The organism is Streptomyces sp. NBC_00104 (genome assembly GCF_045160825.1).
Taxonomy (GTDB): domain Bacteria; phylum Actinomycetota; class Actinomycetes; order Streptomycetales; family Streptomycetaceae; genus Streptomyces.
Genome location: NZ_CP108215.1, coordinates 2,558,429 through 2,576,762 on the forward strand (window position 1 = coordinate 2,558,429; position 18,334 = coordinate 2,576,762).

The following is an 18,334-nucleotide window of genomic DNA, read 5'->3' on the forward strand; positions in this document are numbered from 1 at the left end:
CAGGCTGCCCCGCGGCATCTACCTCTTTGAGTCGCGAGCCGGCGGGGTTCTCGTCGGATTCGCGTTGGGTAGCGGTGGAGATGCCGTTGCTCCCCAGCGGAAGCGTCTCCGTGACATAGACGACGGTCACATGCTTCACCGGGCCCTTCTCCAGTACCGGGAATGGTGCGCCGCTGTCCCCGACGAGGTCACACCCGCTTTCGCCCGCAGCGACCTCGTGCGTCTGGCGGGGAGGCGAGAGACCTTCACCGTACTCAAGGCGACGCCGACGCGGGACGGAAGCGTCCAGTACCGGTTGCAGGACGCGACCGGCGGTCGCCGTATGGCGTTCGAGGAGGATCTTGAGGCGCTTCCGCCCAGCGCGGATGAGCCCGAGGACTGGATTTTCCGTCCGCCCGCTCCCGCTGACCGGACCGCGCTGGCTCTCACCCTCGCCAAGCTGAGCACACCGCTCACGGATGTTGTGTACTCGTACCAGTCGAGCCGCACGGTGTTCCGGCCCTATCAGTTCCGGCCCGTGCTCAAGTTGATGAGTTCGGACCGCCAGCGTTTGCTGATCGCGGACGAAGTCGGTCTCGGCAAGACCATCGAAGCGGGCTTGATCTGGAACGAATTGGAGCAGCGTACCCACCTGCGGCGGACCTCGGGACGACGTGGTGGCACGCACTTCCGAGGGCTCGTCGTGTGCCCCGCCGCACTCGTCACCAAGTGGCAGAACGAGATGCGCGACCGCTTCGACCGACACCTGCGTGTCCTCGACAAGGAGGGCATGACGGAGTTGGTGGAGCTGGTCCGCAGCGGGGACACCAGTGAGCCGTTCGCCGGAGTGGTGTCCCTGGAACGACTCCGGCGGGCCGGGCAGCTCGATGAGCTCGCCGACCTCCAGCCCAGGTTCGACCTCGTGATCGTGGACGAGGCTCATTACTTGCGCAACGCGAGCAGCCGGAGCCATGCCGCGGCAGCCCTGCTCGCCGACTGGGCGGATGCCCTGATCTTCCTCTCCGCCACTCCGCTCAACCTCGGCAACCAGGACCTTTACAACCTCGTTCACCTCCTCGACGAGGCGTCCTTCCCGGATCCCAAGGTCTTCGAGAACCAGCTAGAGCCCAACCGCCACCTGAACGCGGTCGCCGTCGGCCTCTCCGAGGGCGGCGCGGACGCTCCGGACGGCGCTCGGGCCCTGCACTCCCGGCTCATGCGGGTCCAGACCTCCGCGTACGGCAAGATCACCGCTCGACGGCCGGAGTTCCGGCGTCTGCGGGAGCTCTTGAGCACCGGCGCGCCGCTGGCCCCTCAACAACGCGCCGAGGCACGGCGGTGCATCGCCGAACTCAACGCCCTGGCGGGTGTCGTCAACCGTACGCGCAAGGCCGACACACCCGACCGCAAGGCTCTGCGCGAGGCCGAGGACATCGCGGTCACCTGGACCTCGCAGGAGCGCGCCTTCTACGACACCCTGCACAGATGGTGCCTGGAGCGCGCCGCCCGCAGCGGCACGGCCGCCGGCTTCGCCGCGCAGATGTGGCTGCGGCAGGCGGCCAGCTGCATCCCGGCAATGCAGCAGCGACTGAGGGAGCGTTTCTCGCCCCGGCCAGCCGAAGAAGAGGCCGTCGAGGAACTCCTCTACGAGTCGGGGGTCGTCGACGACGCCGAGGACACCCCGAACGACAACGCCAGGAGATCGGCCGCCTCCCCCGAGAAGCTCGCCCGTGAACTTGCGGAGCAGGCCGACGATCTCTCGGCGCTGCGCTCCCTGCTGCGGGAGCTCCCCGTGGACACCAAGTTCGAGCGGTTCGCGCAGATGCTACAAAGCGCCCGCGCCAAGGGCATGCGGCAGGCAATGGTCTTCTCCTTCTTCACCCGCACCCTGGAGTACCTGAAGGAGAGGCTGGCTCCTGAGTTCAAGGTGCGGGTGATGCACGGGAAGACCCCGCCGGTCGAGCGGGAACGCATCATGAAGGACTTCCGTGCCGGCGCGTTCGATCTGCTCCTGGTGAGCGAGGTGGGCAGCGAGGGCCTGGACTTCGAGTTCTGCAACGTCCTGGTCAACTACGACCTGCCCTGGAACCCCATGCGGGTCGAACAGCGCATCGGACGCCTCGACCGGTTCGGCCAGCAGCACGAGAAGATCTTCATCTTCAACATGCAGGTCCCCGGCACCATCGAGACCGACATCTTCCAGCGCCTCTACATGCGCATCGGGGTCTTCCAGGATTCCATCGGAGAACTCGAACCGATCCTGCGCGGACACCTCAAGGAGTTGCACCGCATCGTCCTGGACCCTCAACTCACGCCGGAGCAGCGGCGCCGCCAGGTCGACCGCATCGCGGTCGCGCGGGTGGACCGGGAGAAGGACCTGGAGACACTGAACGACGCGCAGGCTCTCCTCACCGGCCTGGACGGCCTGCTCATCGAGGGCTTCGACGAGACCAGCCCGGGCAAGGGGCGCTACCTCGGCCCCAAGGAGATCCGCGGACTCGTCGAGTCCTTCCTCATGGACAGCGGGTATGGCCTGCTGCGTGAAGTCCCCCACGAGGACGACCTGGTGGACATCACTGGCAGCAGCGACCTGCTGAAGGCGATGTACGAGGCGATGGACGCGGGCGCCTTCCCTCACCCCCGCGGCGATCTGCTGGCCCGACTCAAGAGCGGCTCACCGATGCGCGCCTGCTTCACCGCGACCACCTCGTCGGCGAGCGGGGTTCCGCTGCTCAGCATCCGCCATCCGCTGGTGCGCGCCGCCCAGTGGTGGTACGACCAGCGCCCGGAGCTGCTTCTGCGCTACGGACGGGTACGGCTGCCGGGCCTGCCACCCGGCTCCCGCTATCTGGTGGAGGTCCGGCTGGCGCGTACGGACGGCACACGTTCGCGCCGCGAGCTGTGGACCACCGCGGTCGACACCGGGACTTTGCGAGAGGTGCCCGAGGTCGGCACCGCGCTGCTGACCTCCCTCGCCCGCGGTGAACTCACCCACGCCGACGAGCCGCTGCCCGCCGGTATCGACGAGTTGCTCGCCGAGACTCTGGCAGAAGTACAGGCCCTCGCGGCCGTGCAGGAGCGCACGACCAAGCGGCTCTACGAGGCCGAGAACACGCGGCTCGCCGAAGGCCGACTCGCGACGGTGCGGGACACCTTCCACGTGAAGATCGCGCGGGCCCGTCGTCTCGCCCACGACGTGGACCACCCCTCGATCCGCCGCCTCCACGAGAGCCGGGTGACTCACCTGGAGACCCGGCGGGACGCCCTCCTGGCGCAGATGGAGCGGGAAGCCCGCTTCAGCCTGTCCACCGAGACGGTCGCCCTCGTTCTGGTCGAAGGGGACTGACCGGACGCCGGACGCCGGCGGTGGTCAGGTACACACCCGGGGCCACCGCCGGGCGCCTCACTGCCACGGATGGGAATACAGGTCAGTGAAGGACAGCCGCTGGTTTTCCTGGACGCCCCTTCGCACACGCGTCAGACGGATCGCCCCCTGCTCTCCCGCCCGGAGCACAGGCCATCTCTCCACCCTGAACGTCATGGGCTGGGCGGAGGAATCATGCACGATCATTTCGCCGTTGAGCCGCAGTGCGAGGGAGAACGCCGTCCTCGGGTGAAGTACGACGGGCAGATGCGGATGTGTGCTGCCCTCCACCGAGAAGTCCATCGGTTCCCCGTCCACCGCCATGGCCCGAATCCGGGCCTTCGTGACCCTTTGGACATCCGGTGTCCCCCTCCAGCGATGGGCCAGTTCCTCGCGGCGCATCACCTGATGCGGGGTGTAGAGGGGTTGGAAGGCGGGATAGAGCAGTTCGCTGCGTAGGCCTTTGTCGGAGTCGTCCCACTCCAGCACCAGGTCGAAGCCGGGCCGGGGGAGGTTGAGCCGGTGGTAGTTGTGCACCACCAGGCCGGTCACGACCGACTGCTCCGGTGATTCCAACGCTCTGTCGAACCCCACCTCGGCATGGGGGAACTTCTCCTCGAAGGCCTGACGCACCAGAGGCACCTGGGACATGCCGCCGGCGAGCAGCACGTGCTGCACGTCGGTCGCCAGTTCCGACAGCGGCATACGGGCCAGACGCGCGATGTCGGGCGTCGTGCGCCTGCGCAGCCGCGCCTCGCACAGGGCGGCCCTGACGTGTTCCAGGGCTTCCTCCATCTGGGGCCGGAAGGCCTCCTCCAGCCGTTGGCGCGTATAGGTGAGCAGCGGCAGGTTGGTGTATCCGCCGCCGACGGGAACCGCCTGTTCGTCGTACCGCGTGTCGGACAGCAGCACCTTGAGCCGTCGAGCCGCCGCCACGAGCAGCGCCCTGAGGGTGGAGGGATCAGTCATCCGGTTCACTGATATGCCCGTGGCCTCCAAGTCCTGTTCCAGATCCCGGGCGATCCGGAGGTCCAGCGCGTCACCTGCCCTGGCCACACCGCGTGCCGAGAGCACGGTGAGCTCGGGGGCGCTGTCCTGGAGTGATTCGGTGACCTCCACCACGGCGATGTCGAGGGTGCCCCCGCCGAAGTCGAAGACCAGCGTGGTTCCGTCGGGCCGGTCCTCCCCGAGTTCCCAGTAAAGCCCCTCCGACCAGGCGAGTCCGGCGGCCACGGGCTCGTCGACGATGTCCCCGACAGCCACCGGAATGCCCGCGGCCCTGGCCAGAGTGGCGAGCCGCCTGCGCTGCGGTCCGTCCCAGATGGCTGGGCAGGCAAGGCGGAAATGGGCATCCTCCGTGTCCGCTCCGGCCGCCCTGGCACGCAGCAGCACATGCTCCAGCAGCTGCTTGATCAGGGTGTCCGCCGACTGGCGGACCCTGCTGCCCCGCTCCTGGCCAGGCAGCGCATTGGGCGTCAGGCCGAGGGTGATGCACTGCTTCACCGACCGCAGCGCCGAGGCCCCGGCCGCCGCCTCGGCGCCTTCGCCGAACAGGAGCTCACCAGAGGGGGAAACGGCGATCACGCTCGTCATCCAGGCCGTACCGTGACCGATCGGCACGTTCTCCGGCGCACCACCGGGGAGCCGCTGACTCACCAAGGTGGTCGCGGTACCGAAGTCGATACCGATCAAGGTCTTGTCATGCTGCACCGATGTCCTCCATGGCCCCTGGCTGCCGGGCTTCCGTCCCGGCAGCGGAAATCGACTGTCCTGCCTACTGCTCAGCCCTGCGGACGATCGCCTGTTCCAACACGACGGGCCCGGGTTCACGAGGGCCCTGCCACACGAAGCCGGGCCGTTCCACGAGCACCCGCGGCGCCGGTCCGCCCGGGGCCCGGTGAACCGCCGGGTCGTAGTCCGTCTCCTCGCCGAGCACGCCGATGTCCAACACCCCGGCGGCTGCCGCACGCGCCAGCACCCTCCGGTAGAGAGCGTTCGCCGGCCCTGTCTCCTCTGCCTCGTGGACGGCCTGGTCGGCGACTTCGGCGAGGACCGCGGCGAGCACGCGCAGCGTGTCGATCCTGGCCTGCCGCAACTGCGCCTGGGACGGACCGCGCGCGGCCTGCCGGGACTGCCGCAACTCGTCATCCCGCCGCTGCAGCTGACGTGTCATTGCCTCAGCACGCTCAGCCGCCTCTTCCAGCTCCCGCCGAGCCGATTCCCACTTGGCCTCGGTGGCGTGGGCACGCTCCTCGGCCTCGGCACGGTGCTTCTCCTCGTCCTCGACGCGGAGCCGCAACCGGTTCGCCGCTGCTTCCGCCTCCGCCAGTGCGGCCGAGGCGGCCCGGCGGTGCTGCTCTTGCTCGCCCCGGGCCGCGGCAGCGCTCCTCCGTTCCTGCTCCAGCAGGCGGGTCAGGGCGGCGATCTCGGCCTGCGGGTCCCGCTGGGGCTCCTGCGCCGCGTCCGGTGTCTCGTCCGGGACGTCATTCGTCGCGTCCTGAGGAGCATCGCCGGCCGCGACCGCGGCGTCCTCAGACGCGAAGGTGGCGGCTTGGCCCACCTCTGCGTCGGCGTCGCTTTTCTCTTCAACGCCAGTGGGCTTCGTCTGCTCAGCTTCCCCTGCGAGCGTTTCGCGTGCGGCCTCGACCTCCCGGCTCTCCTTCGTCTCCTCGCCGATACCCGTGCCGTCCGCATCGGCGGCTTCGACCGCCTCGACGGCCTGGACGGTTCTGGCTGCTTCTCGAAGCTCAGCGGGAATGGCCGGATGGGCGGCCACGTGTTCGGCCCATGCCCGCACGAGTGCGTTCGGCTGCTGCCGGGTCCGGGGGTCTGCCATCAACGCACAGGCCCGGGAGGCCATCTCCTCCGCGAAATCCAGCCAAGAAAGGTCGTCCTCCTTGGGCCGCCTCATCAACACCGTCTTCAGAAGTTCTCTGGCCCTGGCCGAGAGGGGTGCCAACCGTCCTTCCTGGTCCAATGTGTCCTTGCGGTCGGAACCCAGGGACAGCGCCTGCTCGAAGCAGTCCATAGCAGCGCGCAAGGCGTTCCACGCGTGCTCGCCACTCAGTGCCCTGGCCGCCTTGTCCGCCGCGAGGCTCGAAGCGGGCATCGCCACAAGGGGGACGAGCAGCGGGAGGAGACCGAGGGAGGACGGGATCTCCGCGGCCTTCAGCGCGACCGGGCTGGGTTCGGATCCGGGTAGGACGATGCGGCTCTTGGCGCGCGACATCTCGGTGATGTGCTCGACAGAGACCAGTCGGATCTCTTCAGGCACTTGCTCGGGACGAGGCTCCGTCCAGTGCTGCGGCCACTCGGTCACCGGCACGTCGAGCGCATGCGCTGCGAGCAGTTCGTACGGCGACAACTCCTTGAGCCCGGCGGACACGGCAGCGGACAACGACAACGACTGTTTGGTTGTGGCCTTCATACGGGGCCTACTCGCCAACTCGCGGAGCGCTTCCGGCGCCGCCTTTGGCCGACTGTGGCTTTGGGACTTGCTCCTGCCCTTGACCCATCGAAAGCTGCTGCTTTCCCCGACTTGCCGAATCTGAGGTTCAGCCAGAAGCAACTGCCGCATCTGACCCCACTCATCGAGCGACATGCTCGCGGCGATCCCCATGCTCTCCGCGCACTTCCGAAGCGCGGTGATGGTGACCCGCTCGCCCAGTTCGCGGACCAGCCCGACCAGCACCTTCACAGGGTCGCTCTCGAACTCACCCTGAAGCGCGGCGAGGTCGGTGGCGGCCTTGTACCGGATCGTTCCCGGCACGAGAGCCCTCACGGACTCCGGTACGGGCATGGGCAAATGCTCACTCTCGCCCCCCTCCCACTCGACGACGACTTCCGTCTCGTCCAGCGCACGAACGGTACCTACACGACGTACGGCACTGCCGTCACATTGCTCAACCAAAGATCCGATTTCCACAGCGCGAAACCCTATCGGCCGTCGCGGCAGTTCCGGCGGGCCAGAGCCCGTTTGCTGCCGGTCCTTACGTGTGCTCACCGTCGTAAGCCGCCATCGTCACCTCAGCCTGCGGACGCTGCGGGGCCCGACTGCTAGGGAGGTTCAGGTCCGTCCCCGGCACGGCGAGCTCCGTGACGAGCGTCTCGACGGCTGCCTGCCAGGCGCGTACCTGGGCGTGGCTCGGTCCGAGCTCGTCGTGGTGGTACTTGCAGCCCGTGCTGAGCCCGCTCCACAGAGCGCTGACGCGACGTGCCAGGTCGGGGCCGGCGTAGTGGCGCAGGCAGAGCAGTTGCGCTCGCATGGTGACCTGGCGGAGTCCGGCTTCCTCGGCGGTGAGGACCGCGTCGACGGTCGCTTCCAGGGCGATCCGCAGGGCGTAGGCCGCGCCGCGGGCACGGCCGCCCGGGGTCAGCGGGCCGCCCAGGCCAGCCGTGAGGAGGCTGTCGGCGGTCGCGAGGAGTCCGGCGACGGTGCCGGCGCTCGTGCGGGTGGCGGGCATCAGGCGTTCACCTCCGGCTTGCGGATCCGGTTGGCGAGGGCCTCGACCTTCCTGACGAAGGCGACCGGGTCGGGCGGGAGGAACCCGTCGGGGTGGGCGCCGCGCTGGCACTGGCCGATCAGGCTCGTGCTCTCGCCTCCGTACAGGGCGCGCAGACGGCTCCTGACGTCGTCGTCGGGGTGGACGAGACCGTCGTCGAAGAGGGCGAAGGACGCGAGCGGGATGAGGCGTTCGGTCTCGTCGATGGCGGCCTGCAGACGGTCGGCGGGCTGTCCGGTGCGGCTCCGGCGGATCCAGGCCGCTTCGACGATCGCCTTGGTCAGGGCCTCGCGGCACAGGGACGGCAGGACGTTGCGCAGTGCCGTGTCGGGGCAGTTGGCGGTCTTGGCGAGGGCCATGGCGTCGTCGATGGCCTCCTTGACCGGGTCGGTCTCGGAGGTGACGTTCACCTTGGACTTCTCGCCGCGCTCCACCTTCAGCACGGTCACGGGCAGGCCCTGACTGCGGAAGGCGTGCGGGAGCCGGGTGTCGTGGGTGAAGACGACGACCTGCCGGTCACGGCCGAGTTCGTCGAGCACCTGGGCCAGGCCGTCGACCTTCGCCGGGTCCATGGACTGCACGGGGTCGTCGATGACGACGAAGCCGAAGGGGCTGTCGGCCGTGACGGCCCTGGGCAGGAACAGGGAGAGGGCGAGCGAGTGCAGTTCGCCCTGGCTCATGACGCTCAGAGCCGGGGCCTCGGTGTCGTCGACGGTGACGTCCATGATCAGCTTGCGCACGGTCGCCTTCTCGCTGCCGTGCATCTTGACGGGCTTCAGGTCGACGCTGCTCTGGCGGCGGAGCTTCTCCCAGATCCGCTGCGTGTGGTCGGCGAAGGCGTCGACGCGGAGGTCGCGGATCTCGGTCGTCACCTTCTTGATCCAGGTGAGGGCGGCGCCGATCTCCGTTCTGCGCGGCTTGGCGGCCTCGGCCTGCCGGGAGAGCTTCGTCCACTCCGTCAGCAGCTCGACGACCGCACGCCAGCGTTCGTCCTTGGCCGCCAGTTCCTCACGCGCCTTCCTGGCCACGACCTCGCACGCGTCCGCCAGGGTCACCGCGGCCTTGAGCGCGCGCTCGGCGAGTTCGGCGGGGTCCGTGATCCGCCGGCAGTCGCTCCAGTCCTGCCAGGGGTCGGTGAGCACGGCCGGGACCTCCCGCGGCGGGAGGATCAGGTCGTGCAGGGTCCGCGTCGCGGTCCGCAGGCCGGCCTCGCCCTCGCGCACCGCTTCGGCCTCGCGCAGGAGCGCGGCGATCTGCGTCTCGGCGCGCGAGGCCCACTCCCGGTCCAGGACCTGTTCCGTACCGCAGACCGGGCAGGCCGTGTCGTCGGCGTGGCGGTCGCTGTGCCTCAGGGCCGCCTGGAGCAGCTGGGCCCTGCTGTGGGCGTCGGCGGCCGCGGTCCCCTTCAGGTCGTCGATGTCGGCGAGGGCGTGCCGCAGTGCGTCGACGGCGGCACCGACCCGGTCGAGGTCGGGGCCCTCCGCGGCGGCCTCCAGCCGTGCCTCGCCCAGCCGGCCCTCGTCGGCCGTGGGCACACCGGCGATGAGGGCGTCGAGAACGGCGTGGTCGGGACCGCCCTTCTCCTCCATCGCCAGGAGGGCCTTGAGCGCCCGGTCGTCGTGCCCCACGTTCTCCAGGGCCGCGTGGAGAAGCGGCTTCTTCTCCTTCTCGGCGTTCACGGCCGCGTCGAGTTCCTTCTTCGCGGCCGTCAGCCGTCGCGCGGCGGCGTTGAGGTGGTCGAGTCCGAGGATCGCGGCGATGTTGTCGTACATCTCGGACGGCTTGCCGTTGATCAGGTTGCCCAGGTCGACGTACGACAGGAACGGCCGGTAGGCCCGCGTCGCCTGCTCCCAGCCGACCTGCGCCAGCGGGACGGTGCCGTGTCCCGGCCGCCTGAGCACGGCTTGGGAGTCGGTGAAGGCGTCGCCGGTCCACGTGCGGGTGAGGGTGCTCGGGGCCGGGTCGCCCTCGACGGTCAGCTTGGCCTCGACGGCGGTCTGTTCGCCCTGGTGCAGGTTGCGCCAGCGGACGGCGCGGTTCGGGTGCTGCTCGGCGCAGTGGGCGTTGGTACCGGTGAACAGGGTCTCGATGGCCTCGGCGATGCTCGACTTGCCGGAGCCGTTGCGTCCGACGACGAGGGTGACTCCCGGCTTCGGCCGCAGGTTCAGCCGCGCCTGAGAACCGACGCCGCGGAAGCCGGTGACCGTGACCTTCCCCAGGTAGACGGGGCCGGGGAGGGTGTGGGACTCCCCTGCGTCCTCGGAGTCGCCGAGCGCCTCGCGGATGCGGCCCTTCACTCCGTCGGTGAGCTTCGGGTCCCCGGCCAGCCGCGCCTCGACAAGTTGGGGCAGCGGCAGCGCGCTGCCGTGGTGCTTGTGCGTTGCGTCCATGTGGTGCCTCCTGTGGTTCCGGCGCTGATGTGGTGGAACCGTAGGAGTGGGGCTTGCCGTTGGGGCTGCATCGACCCGATAACCCTAGTTATCAAGGAAGTTGCAGCGCCAAGCACATGTCACGGGGAGCCGTGTACTCGGCCCATACGGTCTTGCCCGGGCCGTCGGAACGCGGGTGCCAGTCCCAGCGGGTCGCGAGGTGCGACACGAGGACCAGCCCGCGGCCGGCCTCCTCCTCACCTGAGGCATCTGCGTGGACGGCAGGGCGGTGGGGGCGGCCGGGGCGACGGGGGTGGCGTTCGCCGCGAGTGTCGGTGACCTCGACCCGCACGGTACGGCCGTCGGGCGCGGTGTGAAGGCGGAGGTGGAAGTCCCGGCCGGGGACGTGTCCGTGCTGCACGGCGTTCGCGGTGAGCTCCGCGAGGATCAGCACGATCGCGTCGTGCGGGTCGGTGCCGTACGGGATGCCCCACGCGTCCAGACGTACGGCTGCGAGGCGGCGGGCGAGGCGGGCTCCGCGGGGTGTGGAGGTGAAGCGCATCTCGAAGGTGTGGTCCGGGGTGATGCGGTCCGGGGCGGGGGCCGCCTTCAAGGGAGCGCAGGGGATGGAGGGTTGGGTGGTGCCGGTGGGGTTTGTGGGCTTGGTCGTCATGCCGACCACGGTGCCGTTGGTCGCGTAGCGTGACCAGCGGTGACGCAGCGACAAGGAGCGGCTGTACGCGAGGTGTAAGCGCGCGTACGCGTTACGCGCCGTGACGGCGTTCCGTTCGGGGCGTTGGGGCAAGGAGGCGGTGATGGACATGGCGGAGCGTGAGGGCGCGGCGGCGGGGGCCGAGGCGGTTCCCGGGGAGCGTGAACACGACGGTGTGGGCGCGGTCGTGAGTCTGGGGGACGGCTGGGACAACGACGACGGGGCAGGGCGGCGACCGGAGGACGAGGGTGGGCGGGGCGTAGTCGTCGCGTTCGGGCAGACCATGAAGACGCTGCGGGTACGGGAAGGGCTGGAGCGCGAGGAGTTCGGGAGGCGGATCGGGTACTCGGCGTCCACGGTCGCGTCGTTCGAGCAGGGGCGGAGGATTCCGTCGCCCCGAGCGATCGAGCGGGCGGACGACGTGCTGGGGGCGGGTGGGTTGCTGTGCCTGTGGAAGGAGCAGGTGGAGCGGGCGCAGTATCCGGGGTTCTTTCAGGGGATGGCCGCCTTGGAGAAGGAGGCCATTGAGCTGCTCTCCTACAGCACACTCGTGTTCAACGGCCTGGTGCAGACCGAGGAGTACATGCGCGCGGTGTTGGGCATGCGGTGCCCAATCCTGGACGAGGAGACCATCGAGCAGCGGGTCGCGGCGCGACTGGCCCGCCAGGACATCTTCGACCGCTGGCCCGCACCACTCCTCAGCTTCGTGATCGGGGAGGCAGTGCTGCGGCACCCCTATGGTGGAAAGCACGTGCTTCGGGGGCAGTTGGAACATCTGCTCTTGATCGGCCAGAAGCGAAACGTCGCCATCCAAGTCATGTCGCTCGACTGCGAGGTCAACGCAGGCGTGGATGGGCCGTTCACGATCGTCACGCGCAAGGACGGCAAGAGGTTCGTCTATGCCGAGGCGCAAGGAACCAGCGCTCTTCAGACCGACCCGGAACAGACAGCTCTCGCCGCCGCACGCTATGGGATCATCCGATCACAGGCTCTCACTTCGCGAGAGTCACTGGAGCTCATCGAAGGGGTGCTGGGATCGCTATGAACAACGCTGAGTCCTCGACCGTCGCCTCGGGCCTCGCCTGGTTCAAGAGCAGCTACAGCGGAGCCGAGGGCGGCGAATGCCTGGAGGTCGCATCCGGTACGGCAGCTGTGCACGTCCGGGACTCCAAGGCCGTCGCCGGGCCCGTACTCACGGTGTCCCGTTCGGCGTGGACGGGGTTCGTCGGGCTGGCCTCGTCGGAGCGGCGCGTGTGACGCTCGTACGGCCGTGAGGGCCCCGCCGACCTGGATCTCGGTCGGCAGGGCCCTCACGTTCAGTCCTCCGGGTCGCCGTTCTGGGACCACTCGTTGGCGAAGTGTTCCATCTGGCGGAGGACCAGGTCGATGGCCTCCTTCTGCTGGTCCGGCGGGTAGTTGTTGCGGGCCAGGAGGCGCTTGATGGTGCTGCGCAGGCGGGCCTGGACAGGCGGACGGGAGATCCAGTCGGGCTTGAGCTGACGGCGGACCTCGGTGACGAGCTCGCGGGCGATGCCCGCCAGGACCTCGTCGCCCATGAGCGAGCGGGCCGTGCCGTGGTCGGCGACGGCGTCGTAGAAGGCGAGCTCGCGCCAGTTCAGGGGCGGGTCGAACTTCTCGCCGCGGCGGGCGTCGGCGGCGACCTCCTTGGCCATCTCGACCAGCTTGGCGATGAGTTCGGCGCTGGTGTACTGCTGGCGCATGTAGCGCACCATCAGGTCCTGGAGGCGCTCGGAGAACGTGGTCTGCCGGACGATGTTGTGCCGGGTGACCTCGCGCATCTTCCGCTCGACGAGCCGACGCAGCGCCTCGGCCGCCAGGTGCGGGGTGTCGCTCTGCTGGAGCTGGGCGACGAAGGCGTCCGTGAGGTGGGTGAGGTCGGCGGTCTCCAGCCCGGCTTCGGCGAACAGGTCCGTCACCCCGCCCGTCTCCACGACGGACGACGTCAGCTGGGCGAGGTACAGCTCGACGTCGCGGGCGACCGGGAGGCCACGCGCCTCGCGGTTCATGGCGTCCAGCTTGGCCATGTAGGCGCGGACCTCGACGAAGAACTGGATGTGCCGCTTCCAGGCCGGTCGGTCCGCGAAGCGGTTGCCCACCTCCTTCGAGGTGCCGGCCAGCGCCCAGAAGCGTTCTAGGCGGTAGGCGTGGTCGCGGAAGCGACGGCCCAGGGTCTGGCGCGGATCGTCGAGCTGCTCGGGGTTATTGCCGGGCGTGACCGGATCGAGCAGGTAGTTGGCGGCGCGCAGGGCCGCGTCGACGAACGCGCGAGGGCCGGGCCGGTCGAGCAGGGGCTCCCACGCGAAGCCGCGCAGGATGCCGGTGAGGACGTCGTACTCGTTGCGCAGCTCGTCCAGCGCCCGCTCGACGTCCTGGCCGAGGGTGCGGTCGCGCTGGTCGGCCTCGGTGTACTCGACGATCGCCTTCTGGAGGTTCTCCGTCAGGGGCGCGTAGCCGACGAGGAGGCCGTCCTCCTTGCCTCGGAAACGGCGGTTGACGCGGGCCAGGGCTTGCATCAGGTTGGCGCCCTTGAGGGGTCGGTCCAGGTACATGGTGTGGATCGGCGGGGCGTCGAAGCCGGTCAGCAACATGTTGTTGACAATGAGGATCTCAAGCTCGTCGTCGGGGTCCTTGGCACGGTTGATGACGGCTTTGCGGCGGCTGTCCGTCAGCGCGTGGGCGAGCAACGCGTCCGAGTCCTTACGGGAGTTCGACGAGAAGACGATCTTCATGACGCCCTTGTCGAACTCGTCGCTGTGCCACTCGTCCCGCAACTCGCGCAGTTCCTTGTACACGCTTACGCAGATCTCGCGGGTCGCGCATACCACCATCGCCTTGCCGGGCGCCCCGCCCGACTCGGAGGCACCGACGAACGGCCGCATCCGTTCCCGGCGGGCCTCCCAGTGCTCTACCAGGTCGGCCGCGAGGTCCCGTATGCGGGCCGGGGCGCCGTACATGGCGTTCATCGTCGCCGCTGCCTGTTCGACGCGGCGGCGCTCGGTGTCGTCGAGGCCGTCAGTTATGCGGTCGGCCTCCTCGTCGATGGTGGTCGGGTCCACTTCACGATCCAGGACGAGCTGGATGACGCGGCTCTCGTGGTAGACCTTCACGGTCGCGCCATCGTCGGCGGCCCGCTTCAGGTCGTAGACGTCGATGTAGTCGCCGAACACCTCACGGGTGTTCCGGTCGGCCTCCGAGATCGGTGTGCCGGTGAAGGCGAGCAGTGTGGCGTGCGGGAGCGCGTCGCGCAGGTGGCGGGCGAGGCCGTTGAGGTCGTCGTAGTGGCTGCGGTGCGCCTCGTCGACGATCACGACGATGTTCCGGCGGTCGGAGAGCATCGGGTGGTCGGTACCCGCCTCCCGCTCCTCCTTCGTCTTGCCGAACTTCTGGAGCGTGGTGAAGAGGATCCCTCCCGTCCTCTTCGCCGCGAGCTCCTCGCGCAGTTCGGCGCGGGTGACGACCTGCCGGGGCGACTCCGGGAGGATCTCGCTCTCCTGGAACGTCGAGTAGAGCTGGTCGTCGAGGTCCGTTCGGTCGGTGACGACCACGACGGTGGGGTTCAGCAGGGCCGGATCCCGCATCACCAGGGTGGTGGTGAGGACCATCTCCTCCGACTTGCCGGAGCCCTGGGTGTGCCAGACAACACCGGCCTTGCCGTCACTGGCCGAGGCCGTGCGGACGGCTTCGGCGGCGCGAATCACCGCGTGGTACTGGTGCGGCTTCGCGCTTCGCTTCATCCGCTTCGACGGGACGAAGTTGATGAAGGAGTGGATCAGTTCGAGGAAGCGGGGCTGAGTGAACAGGCCGTGGATCGCCAGGTTCTGCCCCGACTCCAAGAAGCCGTCCGCGGTCAGCGGGTCGACGCGGGCGCCGAACTCGTCGGTGTTCCAGGGGGCGAAGTGCTCGTACGGGGTGAACGGCGTCCCGTACTTCGCGGTGATGCCGTCGGAGAGCAGGACGACGGTGTTGTAGCGGAAGGCGGTCGGGAGCTCCTGGACGTACCGCGCCACTTGGGCGTGGGCCGTCTGGAGCGTCGCGTCCTCGTCACCGGCGCGCTTCAGCTCCACGACGGCGAGGGGGAGGCCGTTGACGTACAGGACGACGTCGAAACGGCGGTTTTTGTCGCCGTCGATGACAGTGACCTGGTTCAGGGCGCGGTAGGTGTTCGCGTCCGAGTCGGCCAGGTCGACGAGGCGGATCGTGGGGTTGTGCTCGGCGCCGAAGGAGTCGGTGTAGGCAACGGACCGTATGCCGGAGGTGAGGTGGCGGTGGGCGGTCCGGTTCTCCTCGTACGTGTCCTGGGAGCCGGGGGTGACGGCGGCCGTCATGGCCTCCCGGACGGCGTCCGGCGGGAGGCCCGGGTTCAGGCGCTCGATCGCCTCCTGGAGGTCCGGGTAGAGGATCAGGTCATCCCAGGACTTCCGATGCCCGGACCCGGGCGCGAACTCGTTGCCGCGGCCCGGCAGCCAGGCCAACTCGGCCAACTCGTCGAGGGCGAGCAACTCCCAGTCGGCCTCGGTGGGGCGGCGGTGGGTTCTGTCGTCGGACTCGCTTCCGTCGTGATGCGTCGTCATGTGGCGTCCTCGACAATCTTCTCGGCGTCCTTGACGCGGAGGCGGCCGGACATGAGTTGGGGGAGGAGGGTGTCGCGGAGGGTGACAAGCTGCCGCGATTCCCGGAGGTGGCTCACGATCAGTTGATGCAGTGACGCGAGATCGCCGTTCAGGGTTTCAAGAACATCAGCAGGCAGGTCCGGGATCTCTACGTGATCGAACGTCTTCATGTTCACCGTGGAGAAAACGGTTCCGTGCGCCATGCCGAGCATGCTCTCCGAGGCAGAGCGCACCATGTGGAAAAGCACAGCAGCCGGCACGCGTCCCGGTTCGAACGCGTAGCAGGACTGGTTGATCGCTGACGGCACCGCCAACCGAGCGACAGCACCCACGGTCCCCCGGGCCGTGAGCACTACCGAGCCGGGCCGCATCGTCTTTGCACGCGAATTCTGCGTAGCCGCCTCGGTGATGTACTCCTCAGTGGACGTTACGACACCGACGGTGGCGTTTACCACATCTTTGGCCGAAGCCCAGGGGATGATTCCACCCCAGTAGGATTCGTTCTTTCGGTCGGGTGTACCACCCAAGATCGGCTGAAGAAGCTGAGACATGGGAACACTGGTGTGCTGCTGCGCGCGACTCTGAAAAATCAGGTCACACATGGAGTCAGCAGTCGTCGCAATGCGCTCGTTGACGACGATCTTGTCATCCAGCGCCCCGAGCACAGCCCCGATCCGATGCTGCTCTGCCACCTCTGGCACCCTGGGAATCCGCAGATCGCGTACCTGACCAACGCGCAGGTGCGCCACGGTTGACCCCGAGGCCTGTGCGTGCAACAGACCCTGGATATGCGGGCTCAGCAGGAAGTAGTGCAGAAACCGGGAGTCCGCGCGCCGCTCATTCGGACGCAGAAGCATTGTCCGTTGCCCGAGGCATAGACGCATGCCGTCTTCAACGCGCCCAACTCGTCCAACTGGAGCCTCGCGCGTGAGAACGATATCCCCGGCCTGCGGAATGGCCCGCGCTGTCCAAGTCTCAAAGGCCTCGCGACTAACAGGCTTGGCATCTGACAACTGGATACGGCCGTTTACGATATTCGGGGTACCGATGGCAAATCCTGCGATGTCCTCACCAGGAAGGGCCCCCGGAGGTGTGCGGTTTTTGCAGTCTACGACCAGCGTACAAAGGTCAGCCAGAGTCAGATCCTTCATCGGACACTCTCCAACTGCTCGCGCACCGTCTTCTCCAGCTCCGCCGACTTGTCGAACAGCTCGTATAGCTCCTCGGTTAGCTTGCTGATCCGCTCGGCGATCGCCTCCGCGTGCTCTACCTCCGCCTCGACGGCCCCCACGTACCGCCCCGGCGTCAGTACGTACCCGTGCTCCCGCGCCTTCTCCAGGTCTGCCGAGTAGCAAAAGCCCGGCACGTCCTCGTAGGTCAGACCGGCCTCGCGCGCTGACGCCGTGCCGCGCCATGCGTGGTACGTGTCAGCGATTTTCCTGAGGTCGGTCTCCGAGAAGATGCGTTCCGTCCGGTCGGCCATCTCGCCCATCGCGCGAGCGTCGATGAACAGGATTTCACCGCGTCGATCGTCCAACCGCCGAGCACCCTGAGGCGTCTTGTCCTTGGACAGAAACCACAGACACGCCGGAATCTGCGTCGTACGGAAAAGCTGCGAGGGCAGCGCCACCATGCACGCCACCAAGTCCGCCTCCACCAGCGCCTGCCTGATCTCCCCCTCCCCGCTGGACTGGGAGCTCATCGAGCCGTTGGCCAACACAATGCCCGCCGTGCCCCTCTCCCCCAGCTTGGAGATCATGTGCTGGAGCCATGCATAGTTCGCATTGTTCTTCGGCGGGACCCCGTACTTCCACCTCGGGTCCGTCTCGTCCCTCGCCCAGTCCTTGATGTTGAAGGGCGGGTTGGCCATTACGAAGTCGGCCTTGAGGTCCGCGTGCTTGTCGTCGGCGAAGGTGTCGCCCCAGCGGGCGGCGAGGTTGCCGTCGATGCCGTGGATGGCGAGGTTCATCTTGCCCAGGCGCCAGGTGCGCTCGTTCAGCTCCTGGCCGTAGACAGCGATGTCGGACTTGTGGCCGCGCCCCTGGTGCGCCTCGATGAACTTCGCGGCCTGGACGAACATGCCGCCCGAGCCGCACGCCGGATCGTAGACCCGCCCCTCGTACGGCTCCAGGATCTCGACGATCAGGCGGACGACAGAGCTCGGCGTGTAGAACTCGCCGCCCCGTTTGCCCTCCGCCCGCGCGAAGTTGCCGAGGAAGTACTCGTACACCTCGCCGAGCAGGTCCTGTGCCGGCTTGTCCCCGCCGCCGCCGAACCGGGCGTCGCTGATGAGGTCGACGAGTTCGCCGAGGCGCTTCTGGTCGACGCGGTCCTGGTTGAAGATCTTAGGGAGGACGGTCTTGAGGGACTCGTTCTCCCGCATGATGGCGTCCATCGCATCGTCCAGGAGCTTGCCGACGCCCTGGGCCTTGGCGTGCGTGGCGATCCAGGACCAGCGGGCGGTCTCCGGGACCCAGAAGACGTGCGCGCCGGTGTACTCGTCGCGGTCCTCCAGGAAGTCGTCGAGGCGGTCCTCGGCGATGCCCTCCTCCATGAGTTCCTTGGCGAGTTCGGTGCGTCGCTCGTCGAAGGCGTCCGACACGTACTTCAGGAAGATCAGGCCGAGGACGAACTCCTTGTACTGGGCGGCGTCGATGGAGCCGCGCAGCTTGTCGGCCGCCTTCCAGAGGATGTCCTGGATCTCCTTGGCGGTGGATGCGCTGAACAGCTCCGCCTGGTCGGCGGGCTTCTTCTGGCGTGGAGGCATCGGGTGGACC

At 68.3% G+C, this 18,334-nt stretch carries 11 protein-coding genes; 3 read left to right on the forward strand and 8 right to left on the reverse strand.

Annotated elements, in window-relative coordinates; translation table 11 throughout:
• The first annotated feature begins 130 nt into the window (after positions 1 to 130).
• Positions 131 to 3,325 carry a helicase-related protein gene (locus OG272_RS11090; protein WP_405893173.1) on the forward strand — a complete coding sequence of 1,065 codons (3,195 nt, stop codon included), beginning with the start codon at positions 131 to 133 and terminating at the stop codon, positions 3,323 to 3,325.
• A gap of 57 nt (positions 3,326 to 3,382) precedes the next feature.
• Here OG272_RS11090 and OG272_RS11095 read toward each other — a convergent pair whose 3' ends face one another.
• The 5 genes from OG272_RS11095 to OG272_RS11115 all read right to left on the reverse strand — a co-directional run bounded on the left by OG272_RS11095 (position 3,383) and on the right by OG272_RS11115 (position 10,887).
• Positions 3,383 to 5,053, reverse strand: coding sequence for an Hsp70 family protein (locus OG272_RS11095; RefSeq protein WP_405893175.1), 1,671 nt, complete (start codon positions 5,051 to 5,053; stop codon positions 3,383 to 3,385).
• 64 nt (positions 5,054 to 5,117) lie between these two features.
• Entirely contained in the window at positions 5,118 to 7,142 is a 2,025-nt protein-coding gene (locus OG272_RS11100; RefSeq protein ID WP_405893176.1) for a hypothetical protein, read from the reverse strand.
• A 190-nt stretch (positions 7,143 to 7,332) separates the two neighbouring features.
• Entirely contained in the window at positions 7,333 to 7,806 is a 474-nt protein-coding gene (locus OG272_RS11105) for a hypothetical protein (protein WP_405893177.1), read from the reverse strand.
• Positions 7,806 to 10,235, reverse strand: a complete 2,430-nt coding sequence (locus OG272_RS11110; RefSeq protein WP_405893178.1) for an AAA family ATPase — start codon at positions 10,233 to 10,235, stop codon at positions 7,806 to 7,808. The genes OG272_RS11105 and OG272_RS11110 overlap by 1 nt, the downstream gene beginning before the upstream one ends.
• 91 nt (positions 10,236 to 10,326) lie before the next feature.
• Positions 10,327 to 10,887, reverse strand: a complete 561-nt coding sequence (locus OG272_RS11115) for an ATP-binding protein (RefSeq protein ID WP_405893179.1) — start codon at positions 10,885 to 10,887, stop codon at positions 10,327 to 10,329.
• 148 nt (positions 10,888 to 11,035) lie between these two features.
• Here OG272_RS11115 and OG272_RS11120 point away from each other — a divergent pair, with 148 nt between their 5' ends.
• The gene (locus OG272_RS11120; RefSeq protein WP_405896007.1) at positions 11,036 to 11,971 is read left to right on the forward strand and encodes a helix-turn-helix domain-containing protein; all 936 of its coding nucleotides are present in this window, start codon (positions 11,036 to 11,038) and stop codon (positions 11,969 to 11,971) included.
• On the forward strand, positions 11,968 to 12,183 hold the full coding sequence (locus OG272_RS11125; protein ID WP_405893181.1) for a DUF397 domain-containing protein: 216 nt from the start codon (positions 11,968 to 11,970) through the stop codon (positions 12,181 to 12,183). Before OG272_RS11120 ends, OG272_RS11125 begins: the two co-directional genes overlap by 4 nt.
• 59 nt (positions 12,184 to 12,242) lie before the next feature.
• On the opposite strand, the gene OG272_RS11130 is transcribed toward OG272_RS11125, so the two are convergent.
• Genes OG272_RS11130 through OG272_RS11140 form a run of 3 tightly spaced genes read right to left on the reverse strand, consistent with a single transcriptional unit; the run spans position 12,243 to position 18,324 of the window.
• Positions 12,243 to 15,518 carry a type I restriction endonuclease subunit R gene (locus OG272_RS11130; protein ID WP_405893182.1) on the reverse strand — a complete coding sequence of 1,092 codons (3,276 nt, stop codon included), beginning with the start codon at positions 15,516 to 15,518 and terminating at the stop codon, positions 12,243 to 12,245.
• Positions 15,515 to 16,708: a restriction endonuclease subunit S gene (locus tag OG272_RS11135; RefSeq protein WP_405893184.1), complete on the reverse strand. Its 1,194-nt coding sequence runs from the start codon at positions 16,706 to 16,708 to the stop codon at positions 15,515 to 15,517. The genes OG272_RS11130 and OG272_RS11135 overlap by 4 nt, the downstream gene beginning before the upstream one ends.
• The gene (locus tag OG272_RS11140; protein ID WP_405893185.1) at positions 16,705 to 18,324 is read right to left on the reverse strand and encodes a type I restriction-modification system subunit M; all 1,620 of its coding nucleotides are present in this window, start codon (positions 18,322 to 18,324) and stop codon (positions 16,705 to 16,707) included. The genes OG272_RS11135 and OG272_RS11140 overlap by 4 nt, the downstream gene beginning before the upstream one ends.
• Between the last annotated feature and the right edge of the window lie 10 nt (positions 18,325 to 18,334).